The sequence below is a fragment of the Nocardia sp. NPDC003269 genome, from assembly GCF_042888005.1.
In the GTDB taxonomy this organism is placed as follows: Bacteria; Actinomycetota; Actinomycetes; order Mycobacteriales; family Mycobacteriaceae; genus Nocardia.
In genome coordinates this window covers 696477-719111 of the sequence record NZ_JBIAPA010000003.1, presented here as the reverse complement: position 1 = coordinate 719111, position 22635 = coordinate 696477, and the positions used below count along the sequence as shown (strand labels likewise).

The window sequence follows — 22635 nt, the reverse complement described above, 5'->3', positions numbered from 1 at the left end:
CTCCTGGTCAGGCGTCGGTCGGCGAGGTGCGCCAGCGGGAGAGGCGGCGTTCCAGCGCGACGAGGGCGAAGTTGAAACCGAGGCCGATCAGCGAGATGGCTACGATGCCCGCGTACATCTGCGGGATCTGGAAGTTCTGCTGCGCGGCGGTGATCAGATAGCCGAGACCGGCCCTGGCGCCGACCATCTCGGCCGCGATGAGAACCAGGATCGAGCCGGCGGCCGCCATCCTGATGCCGGTGAAGATCGACGGGATGGCCGCGGGCAGGATCACCTTCTGGAACAGCCGCAGCGGCGAGAAGCCGAGCGACACCGCCGATTTCACCAGCAGTGGGTCGACGGTGCGCACCCCGGTGATGGTGTTGAGCAGGATCGGGAAGAAGGTCGCGTAGCCGATCAGCGCGATCTTCGACGTCTCGCCGATGCCGAGGATCAGCACGAACACCGGCAGCAGCGCCAGGGCGGCGGTGTTGCGGAACAGCTCGAGCACCGGATTGAGGAAGTCCGAGACCGGCTTGTACCAGGCGATCGCGATCCCGACCGGCACCGCGATCACCAGGGCGATCGAGAAGCCGGTGATCGACCGGGTGAGACTGGCCGAGACGTGTTCGCCCAGTTGCCCGTTGGCGGCGAGCTCGGCGAAGGCCTGCACGACCACCGAGAACGGCGGCAGGAACACCTCGTCGACCAGGCCGAACCGGGGCGCGAGTTCCCAGGCGCCCAGCAGCAGCGCGAAGGCCAGCAGGGGCTTGGTGATCCGGATCAGGGTCGCGGCGGTGGTGCGGGCGGCGCGGGCCAGCCCGGCGGGCACCGCGGGCCGGGGGACCGGAATCGCCAGGGGGACCGCCGGTTCCGCGGCGACTTCGGCGGGGCGGACGAGGACGGGGACGGCGCTAGACATGGGCGGGGCTCCTGTCGGTGGACGCGACCGCCGCCGCGGCGCGGTCGTCGGTGGCGAGCTCGAGCCGCTGTGCCCGGCTCACCTCGCTCTGCAGTTCGGTCCAGATGCGGTGGCGGTAGTCGCGGAACTGTTCGCTGGAGCGGACATCGATGTCGCCGGTGCGGTCGATATCGATGTCGATCACGGCCTTGATCCGGCCGGGCCGGGAGGTGAGCACGGCGACGCGCTGGCCCAGGTACACGGCCTCGTCGATCCCGTGGGTGATGAACAGGATGGTCTTGCCCGTGGTGCGCCAGATGCGCAGCAGTTCGTCCTGCAGCGACTCCCTGGTCTGCGCGTCGAGGGCGGCGAACGGTTCGTCCATCAGCAGCACCTCCGGGTCGAAGGCCAGGCTGCGGGCGATGGCGACCCGCTGCTTCATGCCGCCGGAGAGCTCGTGCGGGTAGCGGTCGCCGAAGCCGGCCAGGCCGACCAGTTCCAGGTAGTGCTCGGCGATCGCCCTGCGCTCCTTGCGCGCCACGCCCTTGGCCTCGAGGCCGAACTGGATGTTGGCGCGGGCGGTGCGCCACGGCAGCAGCGCGTACTGCTGGAACACCACGCCGCGGTCGAGCCCGGGGCCGGTGATCGGGGCGCCGTCGAGCAGGATCTGGCCCGCGCTGGGGGTGTTCAGGCCGCCGAGCAGGTCCAGCAGGGTGGACTTGCCGGAACCGCTGGGGCCGACCAGGACCAGGAACTCCCCGGCGCCGACGTCGATGCTGATGTCGTCGATGGCGGTGAACTTCTCGGCCGCGCCGCGCACGGCGAACTGTTTGCCGACGCCCCGCAGGGCGAGTTTGGCTGTGGTGGTACTCATTTCGCGGCCACCGCCTCGCCGGTCGGGCCGCTGGCGGGCTGGTAGGTGCCGTTGGCGTAGGGGTTGTCCTGGTTGGTGAACAGGTCCTTGGCGGCGATCTTGCCCTTGGGCAGTTCACCGTTGCGCTCGAGCCAGTCGATCCAGATCTGGATCTCGCGGTCGGCGATCACCGCACCCGCCACCGGGATGCCGGAGCTGCGCCAGTAGTCGAGCAGCTTGAGGTTCTCGTTGCGGCCACGCTTGGTGATGATCTCGGCGAACTTGGCCACCACCTCGTCGCGCGGGGTGATCTGCAGCCAGCGGGTCGCCCGCGCGGTGCCCTGCACGAAGTCCTTGACGGCGGCACCGTTCTGGGCGATGTAGTCCTTGCGGAAAACGTAGGTGCCGTAGTCGAATTCGCCGAAGATGTCCTTGTCGGTGAACAGTGGGCGCAGGCCGCCGCGAGGCACCGCGGTCTCGCGGTACACGCCGCCGAGCGCGGCGACGTCGATCTGGCCGCTGCGCAGCGCCTCCTCGGTGTTGACCGGCGGCACCACGATCAGCTGGACCTGCTTGATCTCGGCTTCGCTGAGCCCCTGCTGGTGCAGCCATTCCCGGGTGACGAACTCGTGGTGCGCTCCGAGGGTGTTGACGCCGACCTTCTTGCCGATCAGGTCACGGGCGCTGGTGATGCCGGAGTCGTCGCGGACGAAGTAGCCGGTGAACGACTTGGCGTCGGAGCCGTAGGAGCTCAGCACCGCCTGCACCGGTGCGCCACCGGCGGCGAGCTTGACCACCGCGCCGTTGAACGCGCTGCCGAATTCGATCTGCTTGGTGGCGGCGGCCTGGATATTCGCCGGGCCGCTGGTGGTATCGCCCTCCCACTGCAAGCTGATCGTGCTGAAGTAGCCGAGGCTGTCGGCGAGTTCGAAGGCCGTGACCAGGCCGGTCTGGCCCTGATAGCGCAGGACGGTCTTGCCGTCGGCGGTCGTCGGCGCGTCGGTGGCGCCGCACGCGGTGACCACCGCGAGGGCGGCGGGAACGACGAGTGCGGCGGCGAGCGCCCGCAGCGGACGTCGTCGGAAGAGGGTGGAGAACATGTTTCGGGGTGCTTTCGACGGCACGCGTGACCGCGCGGCGGGCCACACGGGCGCACGCCGCGACGATCCGCGCGAACGGATTACCGGGAAGGAGAGGGGAGAGAATCGGCGGACCTGGAGCCGCCGCGGCGTCAGCGGCGACAGAATCCGGGCGACAGGCGCATCAGGTCCACCGTACGGCGGCGGACGAGCGCGGGGGATTCGATCATGACGGGACTTTCGGTGACGAGTGCGGCGAGGGCTGCGCCGCAACGGATTCCATAGTGCGCCCGGCGGTGTCCGGGCGGCAATGCCGTTTTCGCATCGTGGAAATCACGGTGCGCCGAATCCCGTACCAGCGGCGCCCGCGTGGAAATACGGTCCGATGCGCACGGCGATCTGGTGCATCGCGGGCACGACGGCTCGCACGAGATCCCGGTCGAGGCGGACCGAACGCGCCTGCACACCCAGCGCGCCCCAGACCTGCCGGTCGGGTCCGAGCACCGGGACGGCGATCGCGCGGATCGGCTCGTCGCTGTCGATCTCCTCGACCGCGAACCCGCGCCTGCGCACCGTGTCGAACAGTTCGCCGGTGGCCGCGTCGGCCCTGGCCGGGGTGTGCGCGAGCAGCGCGTGGCCGACCGCGCTGGTGGACAGCGGGCTGCGCTCCCGCGGAATCTGGTTGTGGCAGAAGTACACCGGTGGCCGCGCCTGGAAGACGGTGAGCGCCTCTTCCGCGTCGGGCACGCTCAAACTGACGGTGATCTTGATACCGGCGGCGAGCGCGTACAGATGGGGTGCGGCAGCGTCGAGACCCAGCCGGGAGAGGGCGGGGCGGGCCAGGCAGGCCAGTCCGTGCCCGATCCGGTAGCGATCGGTGGCCGGATCCTGTTCGAGCAGCCTGCCCCGAACGAGGGCCTGGGCCAGCCGGAAGGTGGTGCTGACGGGCAGTCCCGCCCGCTGCGCGAGTTCGCTGAGCGACAGTTCGGGATCGCTGCCCTGGAAGCAGTTCAGCACGTGCACCGCGCGGTCGACTGCTTGCGCGCCGGAGCGCGGCGGTTCGGTGGCGGTCATGGCGGCTCCCTCTCGACGAAGTGCCGTGAACTATCGCCAACGCCGTGATCAGGCGCAATCCTTCCGCGCACCGATAGCGGAATTCGAGCGGTGCGGGGCGGCCTCAGTCGCCGTCGGCCCGCGCCGGGGCGACGGGCGGGGAGAGCCGGATGACGCCCGCGTCGAGGTCGACGTCGAGCCTGGGTTCGCGCTCCTGGCCGTTGCTGTCGCCGCTGCCCTCGTTCTGCAGCTTCTTGCCCGGAAACAGCTCGCCCATGATGCCCACGGCTCCACGATAGCCGCGGGCACCGGCGCGGCCTCACCAGAAGCGCGGTGTCAGTCCCCAGTCGCCGAACTCGGCGGCGAGCAGGTCCTGCAGCGCCGCGCGGGTCGGGAAGCGGTCGGGGTCACCACCGGTGACCACCAGGGTGACGGTGTCGTCGTCGCAGGAGAACGCCAGGTTGACGCCCACTTCCACCTGCCGGAACAGCTCGACCGGGCCGGGATTGACCACGGGGCGCATGATCACATCGCGCGCCCGGTGCTCGCCCAGCACGGCGATGTTCTGGGCGGTGCGCCCCATGTTGGTGCACAGGCACTCGGGCGCCTTGGCGGTCCGCGCGAACTTGTGCAGCACCACCTTCGGCAGCAGCATCTGGACCGGCTGCAGATGCTGGATCGGCGGAATGGTCGCGGGATTGCGGTAGGCCAGGCCCGCTGCCTTGAGCGCGGCGCGGACCGCGGGCAGATCGGCCCGCGCACCGGCGCGGTAGGTGACGCTGATCGGCAGCCCGGTGGTGGCGTTGGCCCGCGGATCGTCGGCGACCCGCATCGAATGCGGGATGTCGACGCGGACGTCGGCGCCGTCGGCGATCCGGCCGCTGCGCCCGAGCAGACCGACGGCGACACCGATCAGCAGGCCGTTGGTGGTGCCGCCGTTGGCCGCGGCGACGGCGTCCCAGTCGGCGAGGTCGACCTGGACGATCGTCTCGGCGGCCTGCCAGGTCTCCGCGTGCGGCAGGCGGGGTTCGGCCGGGCGCGGATTGCGGGCGGGCTCGCTCACCCCGCGGGCGCGGCGCGCCAGGCGCACTCCGCGCGCGACCGCGCGCACCTGTCCGACCGCGTCGGCGATGTCGGCGGCGAAGCGGCCGGGGCCGGCGACCGGGCCGACCAGATGGCCCGCGCTGGCGGCCCGGTCGGGGGTCTCGCCGCGATTGAGCCGGTCCAGCGAGTCGACGATCGCGTGCATCATCCCGCCGCCGTCGCAGGCGACATGCGAGGCGACCAGGGTGACGACGGTGCCGCCGGACTCCGTGTGCGCACCCGCCAGCTGCCACACCAGGCCGCGCTCGGGGTCGAACTCCACCGCGGCCTGCTCGAGGAACCACTCCAGCACCCGGTCGTCGGGCAGCGGCGTGGGCGACCAGATCAGCGGCAGCGACTCCGTGGCCGGCTCCCAGTGCGCCCGCGCGATCGGGAACCGGGTGGTGCGGACCTTGCGGGCGATGAATCCGGTGGCCAGGTGCGCGTGCCAGCGCCGCAGCAGGTCGGGGTCGAGCCGCTCGTCGAAGCGATAGGCCAGCTGATTGACCAGCGCGTTCGGGTAGAGGCTGTGCAGCTTGAAGAACAGGTCGTCGTCGGCGGTGATCCGGTTGAGACCGGCCGGTCCGGTGGCGACGGCCGCGACGGCGGGGGAGGTGACGGTCATCGGGAACTCCTCATCGGGAACGGAGAGTGCGCACGGTCAGCGGCGCGAAGACGGCGACGACGACCACCGAGGCCACCAGCGACCAGCACGCGTCGGCACCGACGGTGCCCGCGGCGGCCAGCTCGCGCACGGCGGAGACCAGGTAGGACACCGGATTGACGTCCGAGACGTGCTGCATCCAGGTGGGCATGGATTCCTCGGGCACCAGGGCGTTGGAGGCGAAGCCGAGGAAGGTCAGGACCAGCATGCACATGCCCTGCACGGCGGCGGGCCGGGCGACGGTCGCGCCGATGAAGGCGAACAGCCAGCTGATCGCGGTCGTCGCGAAGACGACCAGCACGGCACCGGCGAGGAACCCGGCGGTGTGCTCGGGCCGGTAGCCCATGCAGAATCCGACGATCACCACCGTCGTCGCGGCGATCAGGTACCGCACCGTGCCCGCCAGCAACGCTCCGGCAACCGGGGCGGAGCGGGCGATCGGCATGGCGACGAAGCGGTCGAAGACCCCGGAGTGGATGTCCTCGGACAGCTGCACACCGGTGGCGACCGAGGAGGTGAGCACGATCTGCACCAGCACGCCCGGAATCATGATCGGCAGGTAGGCCGCCATGCTGCCCGCGATGGCGGTGCCGAAGATGCTGCCGAACAGCACCGGGCCCACGATCGGCAGCAGAATGGCGTCGTAGAGCAGCTGCGGGCTGTGCCGGAAGGTGAGCAGGCCACGCCACGCCATCATCAGCGCGTGCTGTACCGCCGCGAGCGCGCCGACCCGGGTGATCCGCGGCGCGCGCACGACCTGCGGCGGCGTCGTGCCGGTCGGGGTGGTGAGAGTCATTGCGCTGCTCGACCTTTCACGGAGGGCGGTCATGCCGCGTCGACGGTGTCGGCGGTGCGGGCGTGTCCGGTCAGCGACAGGAACACCTCGTTGAGGTCGGGCCGGTCGACCGCGAAACCCCGCAGGGTGATGCCCGCGGCGCGGCAGGCGGCGACGATGTCGGTGCCGAGCGCGACATCGGGCAGCGCGACCGTCAGCGTGCCGGTGGAGGAGCCCTCGGGGACCTCGCCGGTGAGTTCCTGGATCAGCGACTCGGCACGGCGCAGGTCCGCGGTGTCGGGGATGTCCAGGCGCAGCACCTGTTCGCCGATCGAGGCCTTGAGCTCGGCGGCCGTGCCCTCGGCGACGAGGGTGCCGCGATCGATCACCGCGATCCGGTCGGCCAGCGCGTCGGCTTCCTCGAGATACTGGGTGGTGAGCAGCACCGTCGCGCCGCGTTCGACGAGTCCGCGCACGATGCCCCACATGCGGTCGCGGGTGTGCGGGTCCAGGCCGGTGGTCGGTTCGTCGAGGAAGATCAACGGGGGCACGGTGATCAGCGTCGCGGCCAGATCCAGGCGGCGGCGCATCCCGCCGGAGAACGCGGAGACGCTGCGGCGCGCGACGGCCGAGAGCTCGAACTCCTCGAGCAGCTCGTCGCTGCGCGCGGCGGCGTCCCGGCGGGACAGGCCGAGCAGGCGGCCGAACAGGCGCAGATTCTCACCGGCGGTGAGGGTTTCGTCGACGGAGGCATATTGCCCGGTGAGCCCGATCATCGAGCGCACGGCCGTGGCCTCGCGCACCACGTCGAAGCCGAACACCTCGGCGCTGCCACGATCGGGGCGCAGCAGCGTCGCGAGCATGCGGACCGTGGTGGTCTTGCCCGCGCCGTTGGGGCCGAGCATCGCGAAGACCGAACCGGCCGGGATGCTGAGATCGATACCGCCGACGGCGGTGAAGTCGCCGTAGGATTTGCCGAGGCCGCTGGTGCGGACGGCGATGTCGGTGGTCACAGGGGCCTCCCGGCATGGTCGAGTTCGGGGGTCGGGAAGGTCAGGGGGACAAGGGTTTCCACCTCGTCGGCGGCCAGGGCGACGCCCCGCCGGGGGAACGCGTGCGCGTACGCGGTGGCGCGCGCGACCACCTCCGGGTCGGCGACGCGATCCAGCAGGGCGGTGAGCCGGTCGGCGGTCAGCTCCGCGGCGCGCAGGGTGCCGGCCAGGCCCAGCCGGGCCAGCGCCCGGCCCCAGTACGGCTGATCGGCCTGGATCGAGCAGATCACCTGCGGCACCCCGGCGCGCAGCGCGGCGGCGGTGGTGCCCGCCCCGCCGTGGTGCACCGCGGCGACACAGCGCCCGAACACCGCGGCGTGGTCGACCTGCTCGACGATCGCGACCTCGGCGGACAGCTCCGGCTCCAGGCCCGCCCAGCCGGCGGCCAGCAGCAACCGCCTGCCCCGGCGCGCGCAGACCGTGCGCAGCATCGCCACCAGCGCCGCCGGATCGTCGACGGCCATCGAGCCGAAGCCGACATAGATCGGCGCGGGGCCCGCGTCGAGCCACGCGGTGAGCGCGGGATCGGCGGGGCCGCCGAGGAATCCGTCGGCGTCGACGGCGAAACCGGTGATCGGATGCCGATCGGGGAGCTCGGCCGCCAGCCCGGGGAACAGGTCGATATCGTAGGCCTGGATCGAGACCCGGCCCGGCAGTGGATGTTCCACGATGCCGAATTCGGCGAGCGGCTCGGCCAGCGCCGCATCGCGGGCCCATCGCAGGCCGGACCAGATCCGCCGGTTGAGCGCACCGGGAATCCGGGCGCCCCACGCGGTGGGGACGACCGGCACCGAGCGATTCGGGTGGATGGGGAAGAAGTGCACCGCCGCCAGCGGCAGGCCGACCCGCCGGGCGGCCTTCTCGGCCGCCTCCTCGCCCGCCATCCCCGTCACCAGCACGTCGTGACCCGGCGCGAGTGCGAGCAGGTCGCGCACCGCCTCGGCCACGCCACGCCGCTGCAGATCCAGCACGGCCCGCAGCCGCTGGCGCGGGCTGAGGCTGCGGAACCGCCGGTCGTCGTGCTGGGTGCGCAGCAGCTCGGCGCTGTCGCGACCGAAACCGACGGCGGGAATGCCGTGCGCGGTGGCGAAGTCGACGAGATTGGGGGAGAGGGCGAGCGTCACCGAGTGCCCGCGAGCCAGGAGCTCGCGGGCCAGCAGGATGCCGGGTTGGGCATCGCCACGGCTGCCGGTGAAGGCCAGCAGTGCACGCATCGTCAGCCCGCGCTCAGCGCTGCCGACGCGGTGTCGGCGACCGGGGCGCTCGTGACGGGCGCCGCGAGGGTGGTGACCGCGTAGATGGCCCTGGCGAATTCGGTGAGGAAGCGATCCATCACCTCGGCGGCCAGGCCGGCCGGGTAGCGGGTGGACACGTAGAGGCCCTCGGGGCCGCGCACGACCCAGAAGTACACCTCGTCGGTGGAGTACGACACCGCGCGCAGGGTGCGTCCGCGCAGGTCGGCGACCAGTTCGTAGTCCGGCAGCATCCGGATGTCGAGGAACGACGCGCCGAAGGTCGGGCCCTCGAGCGCCCCCGCCATCGCCAGCGACCGGCCCCAGGAGGCGTCGTTGCAGATGTGGGCGCGCTTGAGGGCGGCCCGGGTGACGTCGAGCGCGGTGCCCATGTCGGCGCCCGCGGGCAGGGTGATGTCGACCGGCACCACGTTGACGAACCAGCCCATCGACTCGAGCCAGGTCAGGTCGGGGCGGGTCGCGATCGGCATGATGGTGCGGAACCGGTCGTCGCCGAACACCTCTCGCGAGGCGGCGGCCAGCGCGGCGAACACGGTGACCGAGAGCCGGTGCTTGAGCCGGCCGAGCGCCTCCTCGACCTCTTCGAGCTGGTCGAGGGTCAGCAGCGTGCGCGAGACACTGGGCTGGGCGTGCTCCCCGTCGAGCGCGGCCACCATGCCCTCGGCGAAGCGGGGCATCGGCGAGCCGGGCGTGCCGACGAAGTCGCGCCACACCCCGACGGCGGGGGAGTCGGGGGTGAGTTCCTCGGCGGCGGCGCGTTCGACGGCGGCGAAGTCGGCGGCGCTGCCGAAGGTGGCCGAATCGCGGATCTCCCCGCCGTCGCGCACCGCGGTGTAGAGAGTGCGCAGTTCGAGGATCAGCACGGCCTGGGAGTAGGCGTCGAGCACCGAGTGGTCGGCGGCGACCAGGACGGTGAAGTCGTCGGTGTCGTGGGCGACGGTGGCCACCAGCAGATGCGGCCAGATCAGCGGCGACAGCCGCAGTTCCAGTGCCTCGCACAGGAATTCGTTGATCAGGTCACCGTCGGTGAGTTCGGGGACCGGCGCCGAGGCGACCCGCACGGTGCCGGGGGCGGTGGTGATCCGGTGGTAGTCGCCGTCGCCGGTGGGGGCGACGGTGGTGCGGAAGCCCTCGTGGCGGTCGTGCCACAGTTCCAGGGTCCTGGCCCATACCCGTGCGTCCAGCGGGGCGTCCATCTCGAAGATGGTGCCGATCCAGCGGCCGCGACCGGGGGTGGGGTCCTCGGGATCGAGGAAGCCGAGGTACTGGGAGTGCACGCTGGCGAGCGGGCGTTCGTCGTCGTACCACGAGCCGGCGTCGGCCAGCTCCGGGGTCCAGATGGACAGGGCGCCGGAGCGGATCGTGAATTCGGACAGATGGGTGTATTCCATGCGGGGTCACCTCGAGGTGCAGTGCATGCCGAAGACGGCGCGAACGGGGATGTCGGTGACCGCGGTCGCGTCACCGGATGTTGCTCTGGATCCCGCACCGGATGTAGCTGGCGAACCCTGGGCTATCCCGAGTCTATAACTCTGAGAGTTTTCTGAAATATGCGTTAGTCACAACTGGCCTATGTGAAGAAGCTCACTTTCAATTTGTCTCGGAACGCCAGCGTAACCCGGTGCCCCTGAAGTAAGGGGGTTTCAGTTCAGAAAGTCCGGAACCGAATCAGTGGATGGGCCCTGACCTGTGGTTATGTCGTGACAGTCGGCCCGAACTCGGCGAGCACGGTGCCGTGGCGGACCACGCCGGAGAGTCCGGGGAGCTCCGCCGGGGGCGTCCAGGACCGGAATCCGTCGTAGCTGTCGCTGTAGACATAGCGGCCGTCGGTGTAGGCGTCGAGGTAGATCCGGTGCCCGCCGTCGGGCAGGCGGACCACCGACTGACCCTCACGCGGACCGCCCCATCCGGCCCAGTCGCCGGTGGCCACGAAGGAATAGGGGCCGATCGGGCGGTCGGCCACGGCCAGTTCGATCAGCTTGCTGTCCTCGTTCTTGACGAACGCGAACAACCGGCCCGCCAGTCGGACCAGGGTGGTGTCGATATAGCCGAGGGACCCCGGTCCGCCGGGGCCGAGGCCGAGCAGCGGCACCGGCGGCGCCCAGGTCGTCAGGCCGGGGTCGAGGGGGATCAGCAGGTGCGGGGTGAAGCCGTGACCCCAGGTGAGCGAGACGATGATGCCGACGCGGCCCGCGGCGTCGGCGTACCACTCCGGCGCCCACGCGCCGTCGAGCCTGCCCGCGACCAGCATGGGCACCGGGGCCATGGACGTCCAGGTGATCCGGTCGAGGCTGTGCGCCAGGCCGATCGCGGTGGCGTCACCGGCGATCGTGTACGTGAGGTAGTAGCGACCGTCGGTGTGCCGCAGGATGCTCGGATCGCGGACCAGGCCCGTGGGCGGGGTGTAGGCGTCCTCGTCGACGGGGGTGAACGCCGTACCGTCGGCCGACTCGTACACCGCCAGTGTGGTGTCGCTGTCGGCGCGGAAGGCGGTCATCGTGTAGCGGGTGGGCGTGCGGTCGGGGTCGACCCCCACGCCGGGACCCAGGGCGGATTGCGCCCGTGCGGTCCCCGCGGCCAGCAGGGGGAGCCCGGCCAGGAGTGCGAGTGCGGATCGTCGGCCCACCGTCATCGCCATGACCGGGGATTATCCGATCGCGAACGGGTCGGGCGGCGCAGGCGCGCCGCGACGGGGTCAGCCGCGCGCCGCGACGGTCTCGGTCTCGGGCGCCGTGGGCGCCGCGGTGATCGGCAGCTTCGCGTCGAGCGCGAGTCCGAGCAGGCCGATCGAGAGGCAGACCGCCGAGACGACGACCGCGATCGGATCGGTGTGGCCCGCCAGCGAGCCGGCCAGGACGACTGTCGAGATGGTGCCCGGCGCCGAGCCGACGAGGGTGGCCGCCAGATAGGGCAGCACCCGCACCGAGGACAGGCCACAGCAGTAGTTGACGATCGAGAACGGCGCGAGCGGGATCATCCGCAGCGCGGCCACCGCGAGCCAGCCGCGCTGGGCCAGTCGATCATCGATCGCGCGCACCGCCGGGTGGTGCAGATGCCCGGCGACCCGGTCCCGGCCGAGCGCGCGGACGCCCAGCAGCGCCAGTGTCGCGCTGATCCCGGTCGCGCCCAGCGCGACGATCGAACCGAGCACCGGACCGAACAGGACACCACTGGTCACGGTCAGCACGGTGCGTGGCACCGGCGCCACCGCGACCAGTGCGTAGAAGAGGAAGAACAGCAGCGGCAGCAGCGGACCGGCGCCGCCCGCCCACTCCCTGATCTGCTGCGGGCCGGGCAGCGGGACCATCATCGCCACCACGAACAGCACGGCGACCCCGGCCAGAGCCATGAGCAGGCGCGGGGAGCGGATCAGTCGGGACACCGGGTAAGCGTACCGGCCGGTAGGGGATGGCCGGAGAGAGTGGACAGGGTGTCACAGTTAGCATCATGTAAGAACCGGACACATCCTGGTTCGCCGCAGTATTCCGCTGCTGGGCTGATGCTGCCGGATCGGCAGTACACCGGGATGCGGTCGTCGAATGGAAGAGAGAACAGCAGCTATGCCGATTGGTTCAGAGTCCGGGGCGGGACTCGCGCCGGATCCGGTGCCCGAGTACGCCGCGTGGCGCAAGGGCGTGGCGGGCGTGCTGGCGAAGGCGCGACGGGTCGAGGTCGCCGAGCTCCCGGCGGAGCCCGAGCATCTGCTCGACGAGACCACCTATGACGGGCTGACCATCGCCCCGCTCTACACCCGCCGCGACGAGCTGCCCGAGCAGCCGTTGCCCGGCGCGTTCCCGTTCGTGCGCGGTGGCAGCGCCACCCGCGATCCGCAGCGCGGCTGGTTCGTCGCCGCGTTCGCCGGCTCGGCGGATGCCGCGGCGACCAACCGGACGATTCTCGGCTGGCTCGAGAACGGCGTCAGCGCCGTGTCGCTCGGGATCGGCGCCGAGGGCGTCGCACCCGCCGACATCCCCACCGCGCTGACCGGCCTGCTTTTCGAGCTGGCCCCGCTGACCCTGGTCGCGGGCGCCGACGTCGAGGCCGCCGCCACGCAGGTCTTCACGGTGCTCGACGGTTACCAGCTCGCCGAGCGCGCGCAGATCCAGGTCGGCCTGGGTGCCGCGCCGCTGACCAGCGCCTTCGCCGGCACCGCCGACATCGACACCGAGCAGGCCGTCGCCCTGGCGGCGCGCGCGATCGCCCGCCCGGAGACCGTCCGCGCGATCACCGTGGACGGCACCGCCTTCCACAACGCCGGCGCCGCCGACGCGCAGGAGCTGGGCGCGTCCGTCGCGGCCGGTCTCGCGTACCTGCGCGCGCTGACCGCCGCCGGTGTCGACATCGCCGACGCGTTCGGCCAGCTGGAGTTCCGCTTCGCGGCCACCGACGACCAGTTCGCCACCGTCGCGAAATTCCGTGCGGCCCGGCGCCTCTGGGCGCGCGTCGCGCAGGTGTGCGGTGCGCCTGCCTTCGGCGCGGCCCCGCAGCACGCGGTGACCTCGGCCGCCATGATGACCCAGCGTGACCCGTGGGTGAACCTGCTGCGCACGACCCTGGCCGCCTTCGGCGCCGGTGTCGGCGGTGCCGACTCGGTCACCGTGCTGCCGTTCGACTCCGCGCTGCCCGCGGGCGAACTCGGTGTCTCGCAGTCGTTCTCGGAGCGCATGGCCCGCAATATCCAGCTGCTGCTGCTGGAGGAATCCCGCCTCGGACACGTCCAGGACCCGGCCGCCGGCTCCTGGTACGTCGACTCCCTGACCGACGACCTGGCCGCCAAGGCCTGGGAGTTCATGCAGGAGATCGAGGCCGCGGGCGGTTACCCCGCCGCGCTCGCTGCTGGCCTGGTCGCCGACCGCATCGCCGAGACCGCCGCCACCCGCGCCGCCGACATCGCGCACCGCAAGACCGCGGTCACCGGTGTCAACGAGTTCCCCAACCTGGCCGAGACCCCGCTCTCGGAGCAGGCCCGCGCCGGGGATTCGGTCGCGCGCTACGGCGCCGCGTTCGAGTCGCTGCGCAACCGCTCCGACGCGTTCCTCGCGGCCACCGGCGCCCGTCCCAAGGCGCTGATCGTGCCGCTGGGCCCGGTCGCCGAACACAACGCGCGCACCATCTTCACCGCGAACGTGCTGGCCTCCGGCGGGATCGAGTCGGTCAACCCCGGCCCGCTCACCGTCGACGGGATCGCCGCGGCCGCCACCGAATCCGGCGCGCCCATCGCGGTGCTGTGCGGTGCGGACAAGCGCTACGGCGAGGAAGCGGGCGCCGCGGTCGAGGCCCTGCGCGCCGCGGGCATCGACACGGTCCTGCTGGCCGGACCGGAGAAGTCGGTCGCGCAGTACAGCGGTACACAGCGTCCCGACGGGTACCTGACCCTGCGCATCGACGCGGTCGCGGTCCTGTCGCAGCTGCTGGAGAAGGTGGGAGCCTGATGACGACATCCGATATCGAGCACCTGATCGGTAGTTTCGCCGAGGTGCCGCTCACCGAGCACGCGCCGACGGCCGCCGAGGTCGACGACGCGCAGGTGAAGGAGTTCGTGGCCGAGGCAGCCGCGGCCAACCACACCACCGCCGATCAGCTCACCTGGGCCACGCCCGAGGGCATCGACGTGCCGCCGGTGTTCACCAAGGCCGACCGCGACGCCGTTGTCGCGCAGGGCTATCCGCTGGACACGGTGCCCGGTGTGGCGCCGTTCCTGCGCGGTCCCTACCCGACCATGTACGTCAACCAGCCGTGGACCATCCGCCAGTACGCGGGCTTCTCCACCGCCGCCGACTCCAACGCCTTCTACCGCCGCAACCTGCAGGCCGGTCAGAAGGGTCTGTCGGTCGCCTTCGACCTGGCGACGCACCGGGGCTACGACTCCGACCACCCGCGCGTGCAGGGTGACGTCGGCATGGCCGGTGTCGCGATCGACTCGATCCTGGACATGCGCCAGCTGTTCGATCAGATCCCGCTGGACCAGGTGTCGGTGTCGATGACCATGAACGGCGCGGTGCTGCCGATCCTGGCGCTCTACGTCGTCGCCGCCGAGGAGCAGGGCGTCACGCCCGCACAGCTGGCCGGAACCATTCAGAACGACATTCTGAAAGAGTTCATGGTCCGCAACACCTACATCTACCCGCCCAAGCCCTCGATGCGGATCATCTCCGACATCTTCGCCTTCACCAGCGCCGAGATGCCGAAGTTCAACTCGATCTCCATCTCCGGCTACCACATCCAGGAAGCCGGTGCCACGGCCGATCTGGAGCTGGCCTACACCCTCGCCGACGGCGTGGAGTACATCCGGGCCGGTATCGCGGCGGGCATGGACGTCGACAAGTTCGCCCCGCGCCTGTCGTTCTTCTGGGCCATCGGCATGAACTTCTTCATGGAGGTCGCCAAGCTGCGCGCGGGCCGGCTGCTGTGGAGCGAACTGGTCTCGAAGTTCGAGCCCAAGAGCGCGAAATCGCTGTCGCTGCGCACCCATTCGCAGACCTCGGGCTGGTCGCTGACCGCGCAGGACGCCTACAACAATGTGGCGCGCACCTGCATCGAGGCGATGGCCGCGACCCAGGGCCACACCCAGTCGCTGCACACCAACGCCCTCGACGAGGCACTCGCCCTGCCGACGGACTTCTCCGCCCGCATCGCCCGCAACACCCAGCTGCTGATCCAGCAGGAGTCCAACACCACGCGCCCGATCGACCCGTGGGGTGGCTCGTACTACGTGGAGTGGCTCACCCACCAGCTCGCCGAGCGCGCCCGCGCGCACATCGCCGAGGTGGAGGCGCACGGCGGGATGGCGCAGGCGATCTCGGAGGGCATTCCGAAGCTGCGCATCGAAGAGGCGGCCGCGCGCACCCAGGCGCGCATCGACACCGGCCAGCAGCCCGTGATCGGCGTCAACAAGTACCAGGTCGAAGAGGACCAGCAGGTCGAGGTCCTCAAGGTCGAGAACTCGCGCGTGCGCGCCGAGCAGATCGAGAAGCTGGAACGCCTGCGCGCCGAACGTGATTCGGCCGCCGTCGAGGCCGCGCTGGCCAACCTGACCCGCGCCGCCGCCTCGTCCGAGGGCGGGATGGAGAACAACCTGCTCGCGCTGGCCATCGACGCCGCCCGCGCCAAGGCCACCGTCGGTGAGATCTCCGACGCACTGGAGAAGGTCTACGGCCGCCATCAGGCCGAAATCCGTACGCTCTCCGGTGTGTACCGTGACGAAGCAGGCAAGGCTTCCAACATCGGCGCGGCCATCGCGCTCGTCGAGGAGTTCGCCGAGGCCGAGGGCCGGCGCCCGCGCATCCTGGTCGCCAAGATGGGCCAGGACGGCCACGACCGCGGCCAGAAGGTGATCGCCACCGCGTTCGCCGACCTGGGCATGGACGTCGACGTGGGCCCGCTGTTCCAGACCCCCGAAGAGGTGGCGCGCCAGGCGGCCGACAACGACGTGCACATCGTCGGTGTCTCCTCGCTGGCCGCGGGTCACCTCACGCTGGTGCCCGCCCTGCGGCAGGCGCTGGCCGAGGTGGGTCGCCCCGACATCATGGTCATCGTCGGCGGTGTCATCCCGCCCGGCGACTTCGACGAGCTGTACGAGGCGGGCGCCGCGGCGATCTTCCCGCCCGGCACGGTCATCGCCGACGCGGCCATCGATCTGCTGAAGAAGCTGGGTGCCTCGCTCGGACACGAGATCGGCGGCGGCGCGCAGGCATGACCAGTGAGCGCCCGCAGGCGGTAGCCGGCGTCACGACGAAGGGTGCCCGAGCATGCCGTTGGGGAACACGATGAGCGAGCCCGCACAGGGAGGCGGGGGAGCCGTGGCGCACCCCCGGCTCGGCACCACCGCGGGTGTCGGGGCCCCGCGCAACGAAGGCAGGACCGTCGCCCGTGCCGCGCGCACGATCGATATCGGTGAACTCGCCGACGGGATCCGCGCGGGTCAGCGTGCTCCGCTGGCCCGGGCGATCACGCTGGTCGAATCGACCCGCGCCGATCATCGGGAGCTGGCCCAGCAGTTGCTGCTGCGGCTGGGGACCGAGCCGGGCACGGTCGTGTCGAACCGGGTCGGCATCACCGGTGTTCCGGGCGTGGGCAAGTCGACCTTCATCGACGCACTCGGGATGTACCTGCTCGGCAAGGGACATCGGGTGGCGGTGCTGGCCGTGGACCCGTCCTCGACCCGTACCGGCGGTTCGATCCTCGGCGACAAGACCCGGATGGCGCGGCTGTCGCTGGAGGCCGACGCGTTCATCCGGCCCTCGCCGACGGCGGGCACGCTCGGCGGCGTCGCCAAGGCGACCCGCGAGACCATCGTGCTGCTCGAGGCCGCGGGCTACGACGTGATCCTGGTGGAGACCGTCGGCGTCGGCCAATCCGAGGTGACCGTGGCCAATATGGTCGACGTGTTCTGTTTCCTCACCCTGGCCCGCACCGGTGACCAGTTGCAGGGCATCAAGAAGGGTGTCCTGGAGCTGGCCGAGCTGGTCGCGGTGAACAAGGCCGACGGCAAGCACGAGATCGAGGCCAAGGCCGCCGCGCGCGAACTGGCGGGCGCCCTGCGCCTGATCCACCCGCACGACGCCCTCTGGCGGCCGCCGGTGCTCACCATGAGCGGCCTCGAAGGTGTCGGCCTCGACAAGTTCTGGGACACCGTCCTGGAACACCGCCGCGTCCTCACCGACGCGGGCGAGTTCGCCGAGAAGCGCCGCCGCCAGCAGGTCGACTGGACCTGGACCATGGTCCACGACCAGATCCTGCGCCGCCTCGCCGACAATCCGGCCGTGAAATCCGCACGCGCCCAAATCGAATCCGCCGTCCGCGACGGCACTCTCACCCCGGCGCTGGCCGCCGAGGAAATCCTGCGCGCTTTCGACGCCTGACAACTTTTCGCGACCCAGGGGTTGCGCGAAGTCTTGTCGGTGTGAATACTTAGGCATGTGCCTAAGTATTCGGGTGGTGAGTCGGACGGGGGACTGGACAGTGTCTTCCGGGCGCTGGCCGATCCGACGCGGCGGGCGATCGTCGAGCGGCTCGCTCGGGGTCCGGCCTCGGTGTCGGATCTCGCGGCGCCGTTCGAGGTCGCGCTGCCGACGATCGTGCAGCACCTGAAGGCGCTGGAGGCCGGGCGGATCGTCAGCTCGGCCAAGATCGGGCGCGTGCGGACCTATCAGCTGGCGCCGGGGGCCTTCGGGTCCGCGATCGACTGGCTGCGGCAGCAGCGACCACCGGCCGAGCGTCAGCTGGACCGGCTCACGGCACTACTCGTGGAATCAGCGAACAACGCAGAGGGAGAAGAACAATGAACAACACCGCTACCCGCTCCATCAACCACGCCCAGTTCACCATCGAGCGCGAGGTGCCCGTGGCGCCCGCGGTCGCATTCCAGGCGTTCGCCGACCCTGCCATCAAGAGCAAGTGGTTCGGCGGCGAGGAGGGCTGGGAGCTCACCGAGGCCTCCGTCGATTTCCGGGTCGGTGGCATCGAGGTCAACGAGGGTGTCTTCCAGGAGACGGTGACCTCGCGCTTCGTCGCCACCTACACCGACATCGTCGCCGACGAACGCCTCGTCTACACCTACGACATGTGGCTCGACGGCGCCCACATCTCCACCTCGGTCGCCACCTGGGAGTTCGAGCCGACCAGCACCGGCACCAAGCTCACCCTCGTCGAGTTCGGCGCCCACCTCGACGGCCACGACACCGGCGCCCAGCGCGAAGAGGGCACCCGCGAACTGGTCGCCGCCCTCGCCAAGTACCTCGAATCCGTCGCCTGATCACCCGTGCCCCATGTCCATCCGCATCGGGGCGGGCCGCTGCCCCGGCGCGAGGACCAGGAACTGGCCCATCATGCCCTGGTCCTCGTGATGCAGCAGGTGGCAGTGGTACATGTAGGGGAAGGTCGGGTCGGTGTGATCGGCGAAGTGCATGGCCAGGGTGTACGTGGCGCCCGGTGCCGTGTACACGGTGTCCTTCCAGCCGGAAAGCGCTGGGGGCGGCGGATTTCCGTCGATCGCGAGGATCTGGAACTGGACATCGTGGATGTGGAAGTTGTGCGGCCAGTTGTCCTCGTTGCGGACCGACCAGACCTCGGTGGTGTCGGCCGGGATCGTCAGATCGATGCGGTTCATGTCCATGCGGCGGTTGTTGATCATGAACCACCGCAAGGCGAAGGTCCGGGTCGGCGCGGTGCTCGCCGTGGCGAGCGGCCGGATCGGCACGAGCGCCGCGGGCACGGCCGCCGTGGGGCGCAGGGTGTCGGCGCCCCGGAGGGCCAGGATGTCGAAGGTGTCGTCGAAACCGAACTCGGCCGCCCGATCGATCCCCGCGCGGTCTTCGATCGGGAGCGACCGTAACGTGACGGTTTCACCCGCGCGGACGGTGACCACGATCTCCGCCCTTTCCCCGGGGCTGAGCTGGATTCGGGACAGCGCAACGGGTTCCGGGAGCAGGCCACCGTCGGTGGCGATCAGCTGAAACGTCCGGCCGTCGCCGAGCGCCAGGTGGTACAGGCGGCCCGACGATCCGTTGAGGACACGCAGTCGCACCCGCTCGGTGGTGACGTCGAGATGGGCACCGACGATGCCGTTGGTGACGATGGTGTCGCCCAGCAGGCCGACATCGGTCGCGTCGGATTCGTCGATGCCGCCGTCGGCGGTGAACCGGCGGTCCTGGATCACCAGCGGGATATCGTCCACGCCATAGGTTTTCGGCAGGTCCAGCGCATCGGCCGGATCGTCGTCGAGCAGGAAGAAGCCGGCCAGTCCGCGGTGGACGTGCTTCTCGGTCGCGCCGTGCGGATGCGGGTGGTACCAGAGCGTGGCCGCCTGCTGGGCCACTGTCCAGCTCGGCGTCCACACCGCCCCCGGCTCGATCATCTGATGCGGTCCGCCGTCGACCGCGGCCGGCACGTGCATCCCGTGCCAGTGCACCGACGTCGGTTCGGGCAGGTCGTTGGTCACCGTGACGCCGACCCGCTCACCGCGGCGGGCCCGCAGTGTCGGGCCGAGGACCGACCCGCTGTACCCCCAGGTCGCGGTGCGCGACCCGGGCAGCATCTCGGTGCTTCCGGCCTGGGCCCGGAGCGTGAACCGGCGCACACCATCGGCGCCGACGGTCGACGGCGCCTGCGGCGGGATCGGCAGCGGACGCGTGCCCGCCGGTGCCGCGGGGGAGGCCGTGCGGACCGAGCATCCGACGGCATAGGCGAGCGGGGTGAGGGCGAGCCCGGTGAGGAAGCCTCGGCGGGAGACCACGTGTCGTACTCCTTGTCTGTGCGGGTGCCTCCAGCTTCGATCGGGCCGGGCCCCGGCGACTCCGCCCCGGAGCCGGATCGCGGACGGTCGATTCCGGCCGCGCGGCTGTTGCGGACGCGCCGATCGCGTGCTACTCCCGACGCGTCGCCTACCGTGGGTGCGTGATCGACACCAGCGCACGCCGCACCCGGCGGCCGCTCCTGCGGTGGCTGCCGCTGGCGCTGATCCCGGTCCTGCTGCTGGCGAGCACCTATCCGGGCCAGTACCGGGTGCCGCCGCACTACTGGCTGCTCGCGATGACGGCCGGGGTGGTGTTCCTCGCGGGAACGCGATGGCCGCTGGCGGTCTCGCTGATCCTGTCGGCGCTGGCCGTGCCGATGCTGCGGACCCCGGCCTGGAGCGTGTCCGGACTGGTGCCGTACCTCGGCGCGGTCGCGCTGGTCGACGTGATCGCGCGTACGCATCGGCGCTCGACGGTGTGGGTGGCGACGGCGGGTTGGGCCGCCGCGGTGGTCCTCGGGCGCGTCGGCCTGCACGACACCTCGATCGGGCGGGCCTCGACCGTGGTCGAGGCGGTCGCCTACGTCGGCCTGCCGCTGCTGCTCGGGCTGTATCTGCGCGGCCAGCGCGATCTCGCGGACAATCTCCGGATGCGCGCGGCCGAGGCCGAGGCCCGTACCCGCCTCGACGAGCGCGCGGCCATGGCCAGGGAACTGCACGATGTGGTCGCCCACCACATGGCCTCGATCGTCCTGCGCGTCGCCGTCGCGGGCCGGGTGGTACGTGACGCCGATCCGCGGGTGGTCGCCGTCCTCGACGACGTGCGCGCCACCGCCGCCGACGCGCTCGCCGACATCCGCCGCTTCCTCGCCGCCCTCCGCGATCCCGCCCTCGGCACCGTGGCCCTGGTCGAGGCGGACGCGGTCGACGCCGAGATCACCGCGGCGCTGGTCCGCGCGCGGGCCGCCGGATTCACCATCGACGCCGAGATCGCCACCGACCTGGGCGCACTCGACGCGATGCGCAGGCTGACGCTGCTGCGGGTGGTGCAGGAATCGCTGACCAACATCATGAAACACGGGGATCGCGCGGTGCCCGTGCGGTTCCGGATCGACCGGCGCGCGGACGGCATCGACCTCGAGGTGATCAGCGGCCGTGCCGGGGGCACCGCGCCGCCGGGCCACGGCCTGGTCGGAATGCGGGAGCGCGCCGCACTGGCGGGCGGCACGCTCACCGCCGCGGCCGACGACCGGCACTGGATCGTACGGGCCTGGCTGCCCGACGTCGCGAAGGGAGCCGAACCGGCATGATCTCGGTACTGCTGGCGGACGATCAGCGCCTGGTGCGCGCGGGGCTGCGCATGCTCATCGAGGACACCACCGACCTCGCCGTCGTCGGCGAGGCGGCCGACGGCACGGCGGCCGTGCGCCTGTACGCCGAACTCGCGCCCGATCTGGTGGTGATGGACCTGCGCATGCCCGGCCTGGACGGCGTCGCGGCCACCCGGCAGATCATGGCCTCGTCGCCGGGTGCGAAAGTGCTGGTGCTCACCACCTTCGACGACGACGAGCACCTGTTCCCGGCGCTGGCCGCCGGTGCCGCCGGCTACTTCGTCAAGGACACCGACCCCGAGGTCCTGCTCGACGCCATCCGGCGCACGGTCGACGGTGACCTGGTGTTCTCGCCCGCGCTCCTGCGCCGCCTGGTCGACCGGGCACTCACCGCCAAGCCCGCGGTCGCCGTGCCGGAGCTGAGTCCGCGGGAACGCGAGGTCTTGCGTCTGGTCGGTGCCGGGTACGGCAATCAGGAGATCGCCGAACGGCTGCACCTCGGCGTGAGCACTGTCAAGACCCACCTCGCGAATCTGTTCGAGAAGACAGGCACCGACAACCGCGTCCGCTTGGCCGTCTACGCCGCCGAGCTCCCGGAGTATCTCAATGGTGAGATACATCATGATTAACTAACTCAATATTGAGATATATTCGTCCTGTCAGGCAGTCGGGTTGTCGCACAGGAGGATTGATCATGCGGATCGCGGTGTTCGGAGCCGGTGGCGCCGTCGGGAGCCGGGTCGTGGCCGAGGCCCTCGCCCGCGGACACGAGGTGACCGCGGTGGCCCGGCGGGCGGTGCCGATGCCCGCGGGAGTGCGGCTCCTGCTCGGCGACGCGTCCAGTGCCGAGCAGGTCGAGCGGCTCGCGGCCGGGCAGGATCTCGTCGTCGCCGCGACCCGGCCCGCGCCGGGCTCCGAGGCGGAGTTGCCGGTGGTCGCGGCGGCGATGCTGGCCGGGGTGGCGCGCGCCGGGGCGCGGCTGCTGGTCGTGGGTGGTGCGGCGACGCTGGTCGTCCCCGGCGTCGGGCTGCCGTTGCACGAAACCGCCGAATTCCCGGCGGAACTGGCGGCGATCGCCCAGGCCTGCGCCGAGCAGCTCGCGATCTGCCGCGCGGACGGCGTGGCGGACTGGACGTATCTGAGTCCGCCCGCGGACCTGGCGCCCGGCGTGCGCACCGGTGTCTACCGGATCGGCACCGACGAGCTGCTCGTCGACGCGGACGGCGCGTCGGTGATCTCGATGGAGGATTTCGCCGTCGCGCTGCTGGACGAGGCCGAGCGCCCGGCGCATCGGCAGGCCCGGTTCACCGTTGCTGCTTCATAATTCACCCCGGGTTCCGTTGTCTCTGGTGACGAATCGGTAAGAAGCCGGTAACGGC

At 71.0% G+C, this 22635-nt stretch carries 21 protein-coding genes; 8 read left to right on the top strand and 13 right to left on the bottom strand.

All coding sequences use genetic code 11. From position 1 onward, the window contains the following. Positions 1-7 precede the first annotated feature (7 nt). The 12 genes from ACFYWJ_RS23255 to ACFYWJ_RS23200 form a co-directional block, all read right to left on the bottom strand. Entirely contained in the window at positions 8-901 is an 894-nt protein-coding gene (locus tag ACFYWJ_RS23255; protein WP_355271790.1) for an ABC transporter permease, read from the bottom strand. Beyond that, the gene (locus ACFYWJ_RS23250; RefSeq protein WP_355271791.1) at positions 894-1754 is read right to left on the bottom strand and encodes an ABC transporter ATP-binding protein; all 861 of its coding nucleotides are present in this window, start codon (positions 1752-1754) and stop codon (positions 894-896) included. Before ACFYWJ_RS23250 ends, ACFYWJ_RS23255 begins: the two co-directional genes overlap by 8 nt. After that, positions 1751-2833 (bottom strand): ABC transporter substrate-binding protein, encoded by a 1083-nt coding sequence (locus ACFYWJ_RS23245; protein WP_355271793.1) that lies wholly within the window; start codon positions 2831-2833, stop codon positions 1751-1753. The genes ACFYWJ_RS23250 and ACFYWJ_RS23245 overlap by 4 nt, the downstream gene beginning before the upstream one ends. 312 nt (positions 2834-3145) lie before the next feature. Continuing rightward, positions 3146-3886: a helix-turn-helix domain-containing protein gene (locus ACFYWJ_RS23240; protein ID WP_355271795.1), complete on the bottom strand. Its 741-nt coding sequence runs from the start codon at positions 3884-3886 to the stop codon at positions 3146-3148. 103 nt (positions 3887-3989) lie between these two features. Then, a complete protein-coding gene (locus ACFYWJ_RS23235) occupies positions 3990-4142 on the bottom strand; it encodes a hypothetical protein (protein WP_355271797.1) in 153 nt (50 codons plus the stop codon). A 42-nt stretch (positions 4143-4184) separates the two neighbouring features. After that, positions 4185-5573, bottom strand: a complete 1389-nt coding sequence (locus tag ACFYWJ_RS23230) for a hypothetical protein (protein WP_355271799.1) — start codon at positions 5571-5573, stop codon at positions 4185-4187. A gap of 10 nt (positions 5574-5583) precedes the next feature. Further along, complete coding sequence (locus ACFYWJ_RS23225; protein WP_355271801.1) at positions 5584-6408, bottom strand: ABC transporter permease; 825 nt, start codon at positions 6406-6408, stop codon at positions 5584-5586. A gap of 29 nt (positions 6409-6437) precedes the next feature. After that, on the bottom strand, positions 6438-7400 hold the full coding sequence (locus ACFYWJ_RS23220) for an ATP-binding cassette domain-containing protein (RefSeq protein WP_355271803.1): 963 nt from the start codon (positions 7398-7400) through the stop codon (positions 6438-6440). Further along, positions 7397-8653: a glycosyltransferase gene (locus ACFYWJ_RS23215; RefSeq protein ID WP_355271805.1), complete on the bottom strand. Its 1257-nt coding sequence runs from the start codon at positions 8651-8653 to the stop codon at positions 7397-7399. Before ACFYWJ_RS23215 ends, ACFYWJ_RS23220 begins: the two co-directional genes overlap by 4 nt. A gap of 2 nt (positions 8654-8655) precedes the next feature. Further along, positions 8656-10083 (bottom strand): condensation domain-containing protein, encoded by a 1428-nt coding sequence (locus tag ACFYWJ_RS23210; protein ID WP_355271806.1) that lies wholly within the window; start codon positions 10081-10083, stop codon positions 8656-8658. A 302-nt stretch (positions 10084-10385) separates the two neighbouring features. After that, complete coding sequence (locus ACFYWJ_RS23205) at positions 10386-11330, bottom strand: hypothetical protein (protein WP_355271808.1); 945 nt, start codon at positions 11328-11330, stop codon at positions 10386-10388. A 57-nt stretch (positions 11331-11387) separates the two neighbouring features. After that, on the bottom strand, positions 11388-12074 hold the full coding sequence (locus ACFYWJ_RS23200; protein WP_355271809.1) for a TVP38/TMEM64 family protein: 687 nt from the start codon (positions 12072-12074) through the stop codon (positions 11388-11390). 178 nt (positions 12075-12252) lie between these two features. Between ACFYWJ_RS23200 and ACFYWJ_RS23195 the strand changes: the two genes are divergently transcribed. The 5 genes from ACFYWJ_RS23195 to ACFYWJ_RS23175 all read left to right on the top strand — a co-directional run bounded on the left by ACFYWJ_RS23195 (position 12253) and on the right by ACFYWJ_RS23175 (position 18446). Beyond that, positions 12253-14124, top strand: coding sequence for a methylmalonyl-CoA mutase family protein (locus ACFYWJ_RS23195; protein ID WP_355271811.1), 1872 nt, complete (start codon positions 12253-12255; stop codon positions 14122-14124). Beyond that, positions 14124-16388: a methylmalonyl-CoA mutase gene (gene scpA / locus ACFYWJ_RS23190; protein WP_355271812.1), complete on the top strand. Its 2265-nt coding sequence runs from the start codon at positions 14124-14126 to the stop codon at positions 16386-16388. The genes ACFYWJ_RS23195 and scpA overlap by 1 nt, the downstream gene beginning before the upstream one ends. A 70-nt stretch (positions 16389-16458) precedes the next feature. After that, on the top strand, positions 16459-17553 hold the full coding sequence (gene meaB, locus ACFYWJ_RS23185; protein WP_355271814.1) for a methylmalonyl Co-A mutase-associated GTPase MeaB: 1095 nt from the start codon (positions 16459-16461) through the stop codon (positions 17551-17553). Between the two features lie 57 nt (positions 17554-17610). Then, positions 17611-17976, top strand: coding sequence for a metalloregulator ArsR/SmtB family transcription factor (locus ACFYWJ_RS23180; RefSeq protein WP_355271816.1), 366 nt, complete (start codon positions 17611-17613; stop codon positions 17974-17976). Continuing rightward, the gene (locus tag ACFYWJ_RS23175; protein WP_355271818.1) at positions 17973-18446 is read left to right on the top strand and encodes an SRPBCC domain-containing protein; all 474 of its coding nucleotides are present in this window, start codon (positions 17973-17975) and stop codon (positions 18444-18446) included. The genes ACFYWJ_RS23180 and ACFYWJ_RS23175 overlap by 4 nt, the downstream gene beginning before the upstream one ends. On the opposite strand, the gene ACFYWJ_RS23170 is transcribed toward ACFYWJ_RS23175, so the two are convergent. Then, the gene (locus ACFYWJ_RS23170; RefSeq protein WP_355271820.1) at positions 18447-19925 is read right to left on the bottom strand and encodes a multicopper oxidase domain-containing protein; all 1479 of its coding nucleotides are present in this window, start codon (positions 19923-19925) and stop codon (positions 18447-18449) included. Between the two features lie 161 nt (positions 19926-20086). Here ACFYWJ_RS23170 and ACFYWJ_RS23165 point away from each other — a divergent pair, with 161 nt between their 5' ends. From ACFYWJ_RS23165 to ACFYWJ_RS23155, 3 genes are all read left to right on the top strand, one after another. Continuing rightward, a complete protein-coding gene (locus tag ACFYWJ_RS23165; protein ID WP_355271822.1) occupies positions 20087-21235 on the top strand; it encodes a histidine kinase in 1149 nt (382 codons plus the stop codon). Beyond that, positions 21232-21885, top strand: a complete 654-nt coding sequence (locus tag ACFYWJ_RS23160) for a response regulator transcription factor (protein ID WP_355271824.1) — start codon at positions 21232-21234, stop codon at positions 21883-21885. Before ACFYWJ_RS23165 ends, ACFYWJ_RS23160 begins: the two co-directional genes overlap by 4 nt. 65 nt (positions 21886-21950) lie before the next feature. Further along, positions 21951-22580, top strand: a complete 630-nt coding sequence (locus ACFYWJ_RS23155) for an NAD(P)H-binding protein (protein WP_355271826.1) — start codon at positions 21951-21953, stop codon at positions 22578-22580. The last annotated feature ends 55 nt before the right edge of the window (positions 22581-22635 follow it).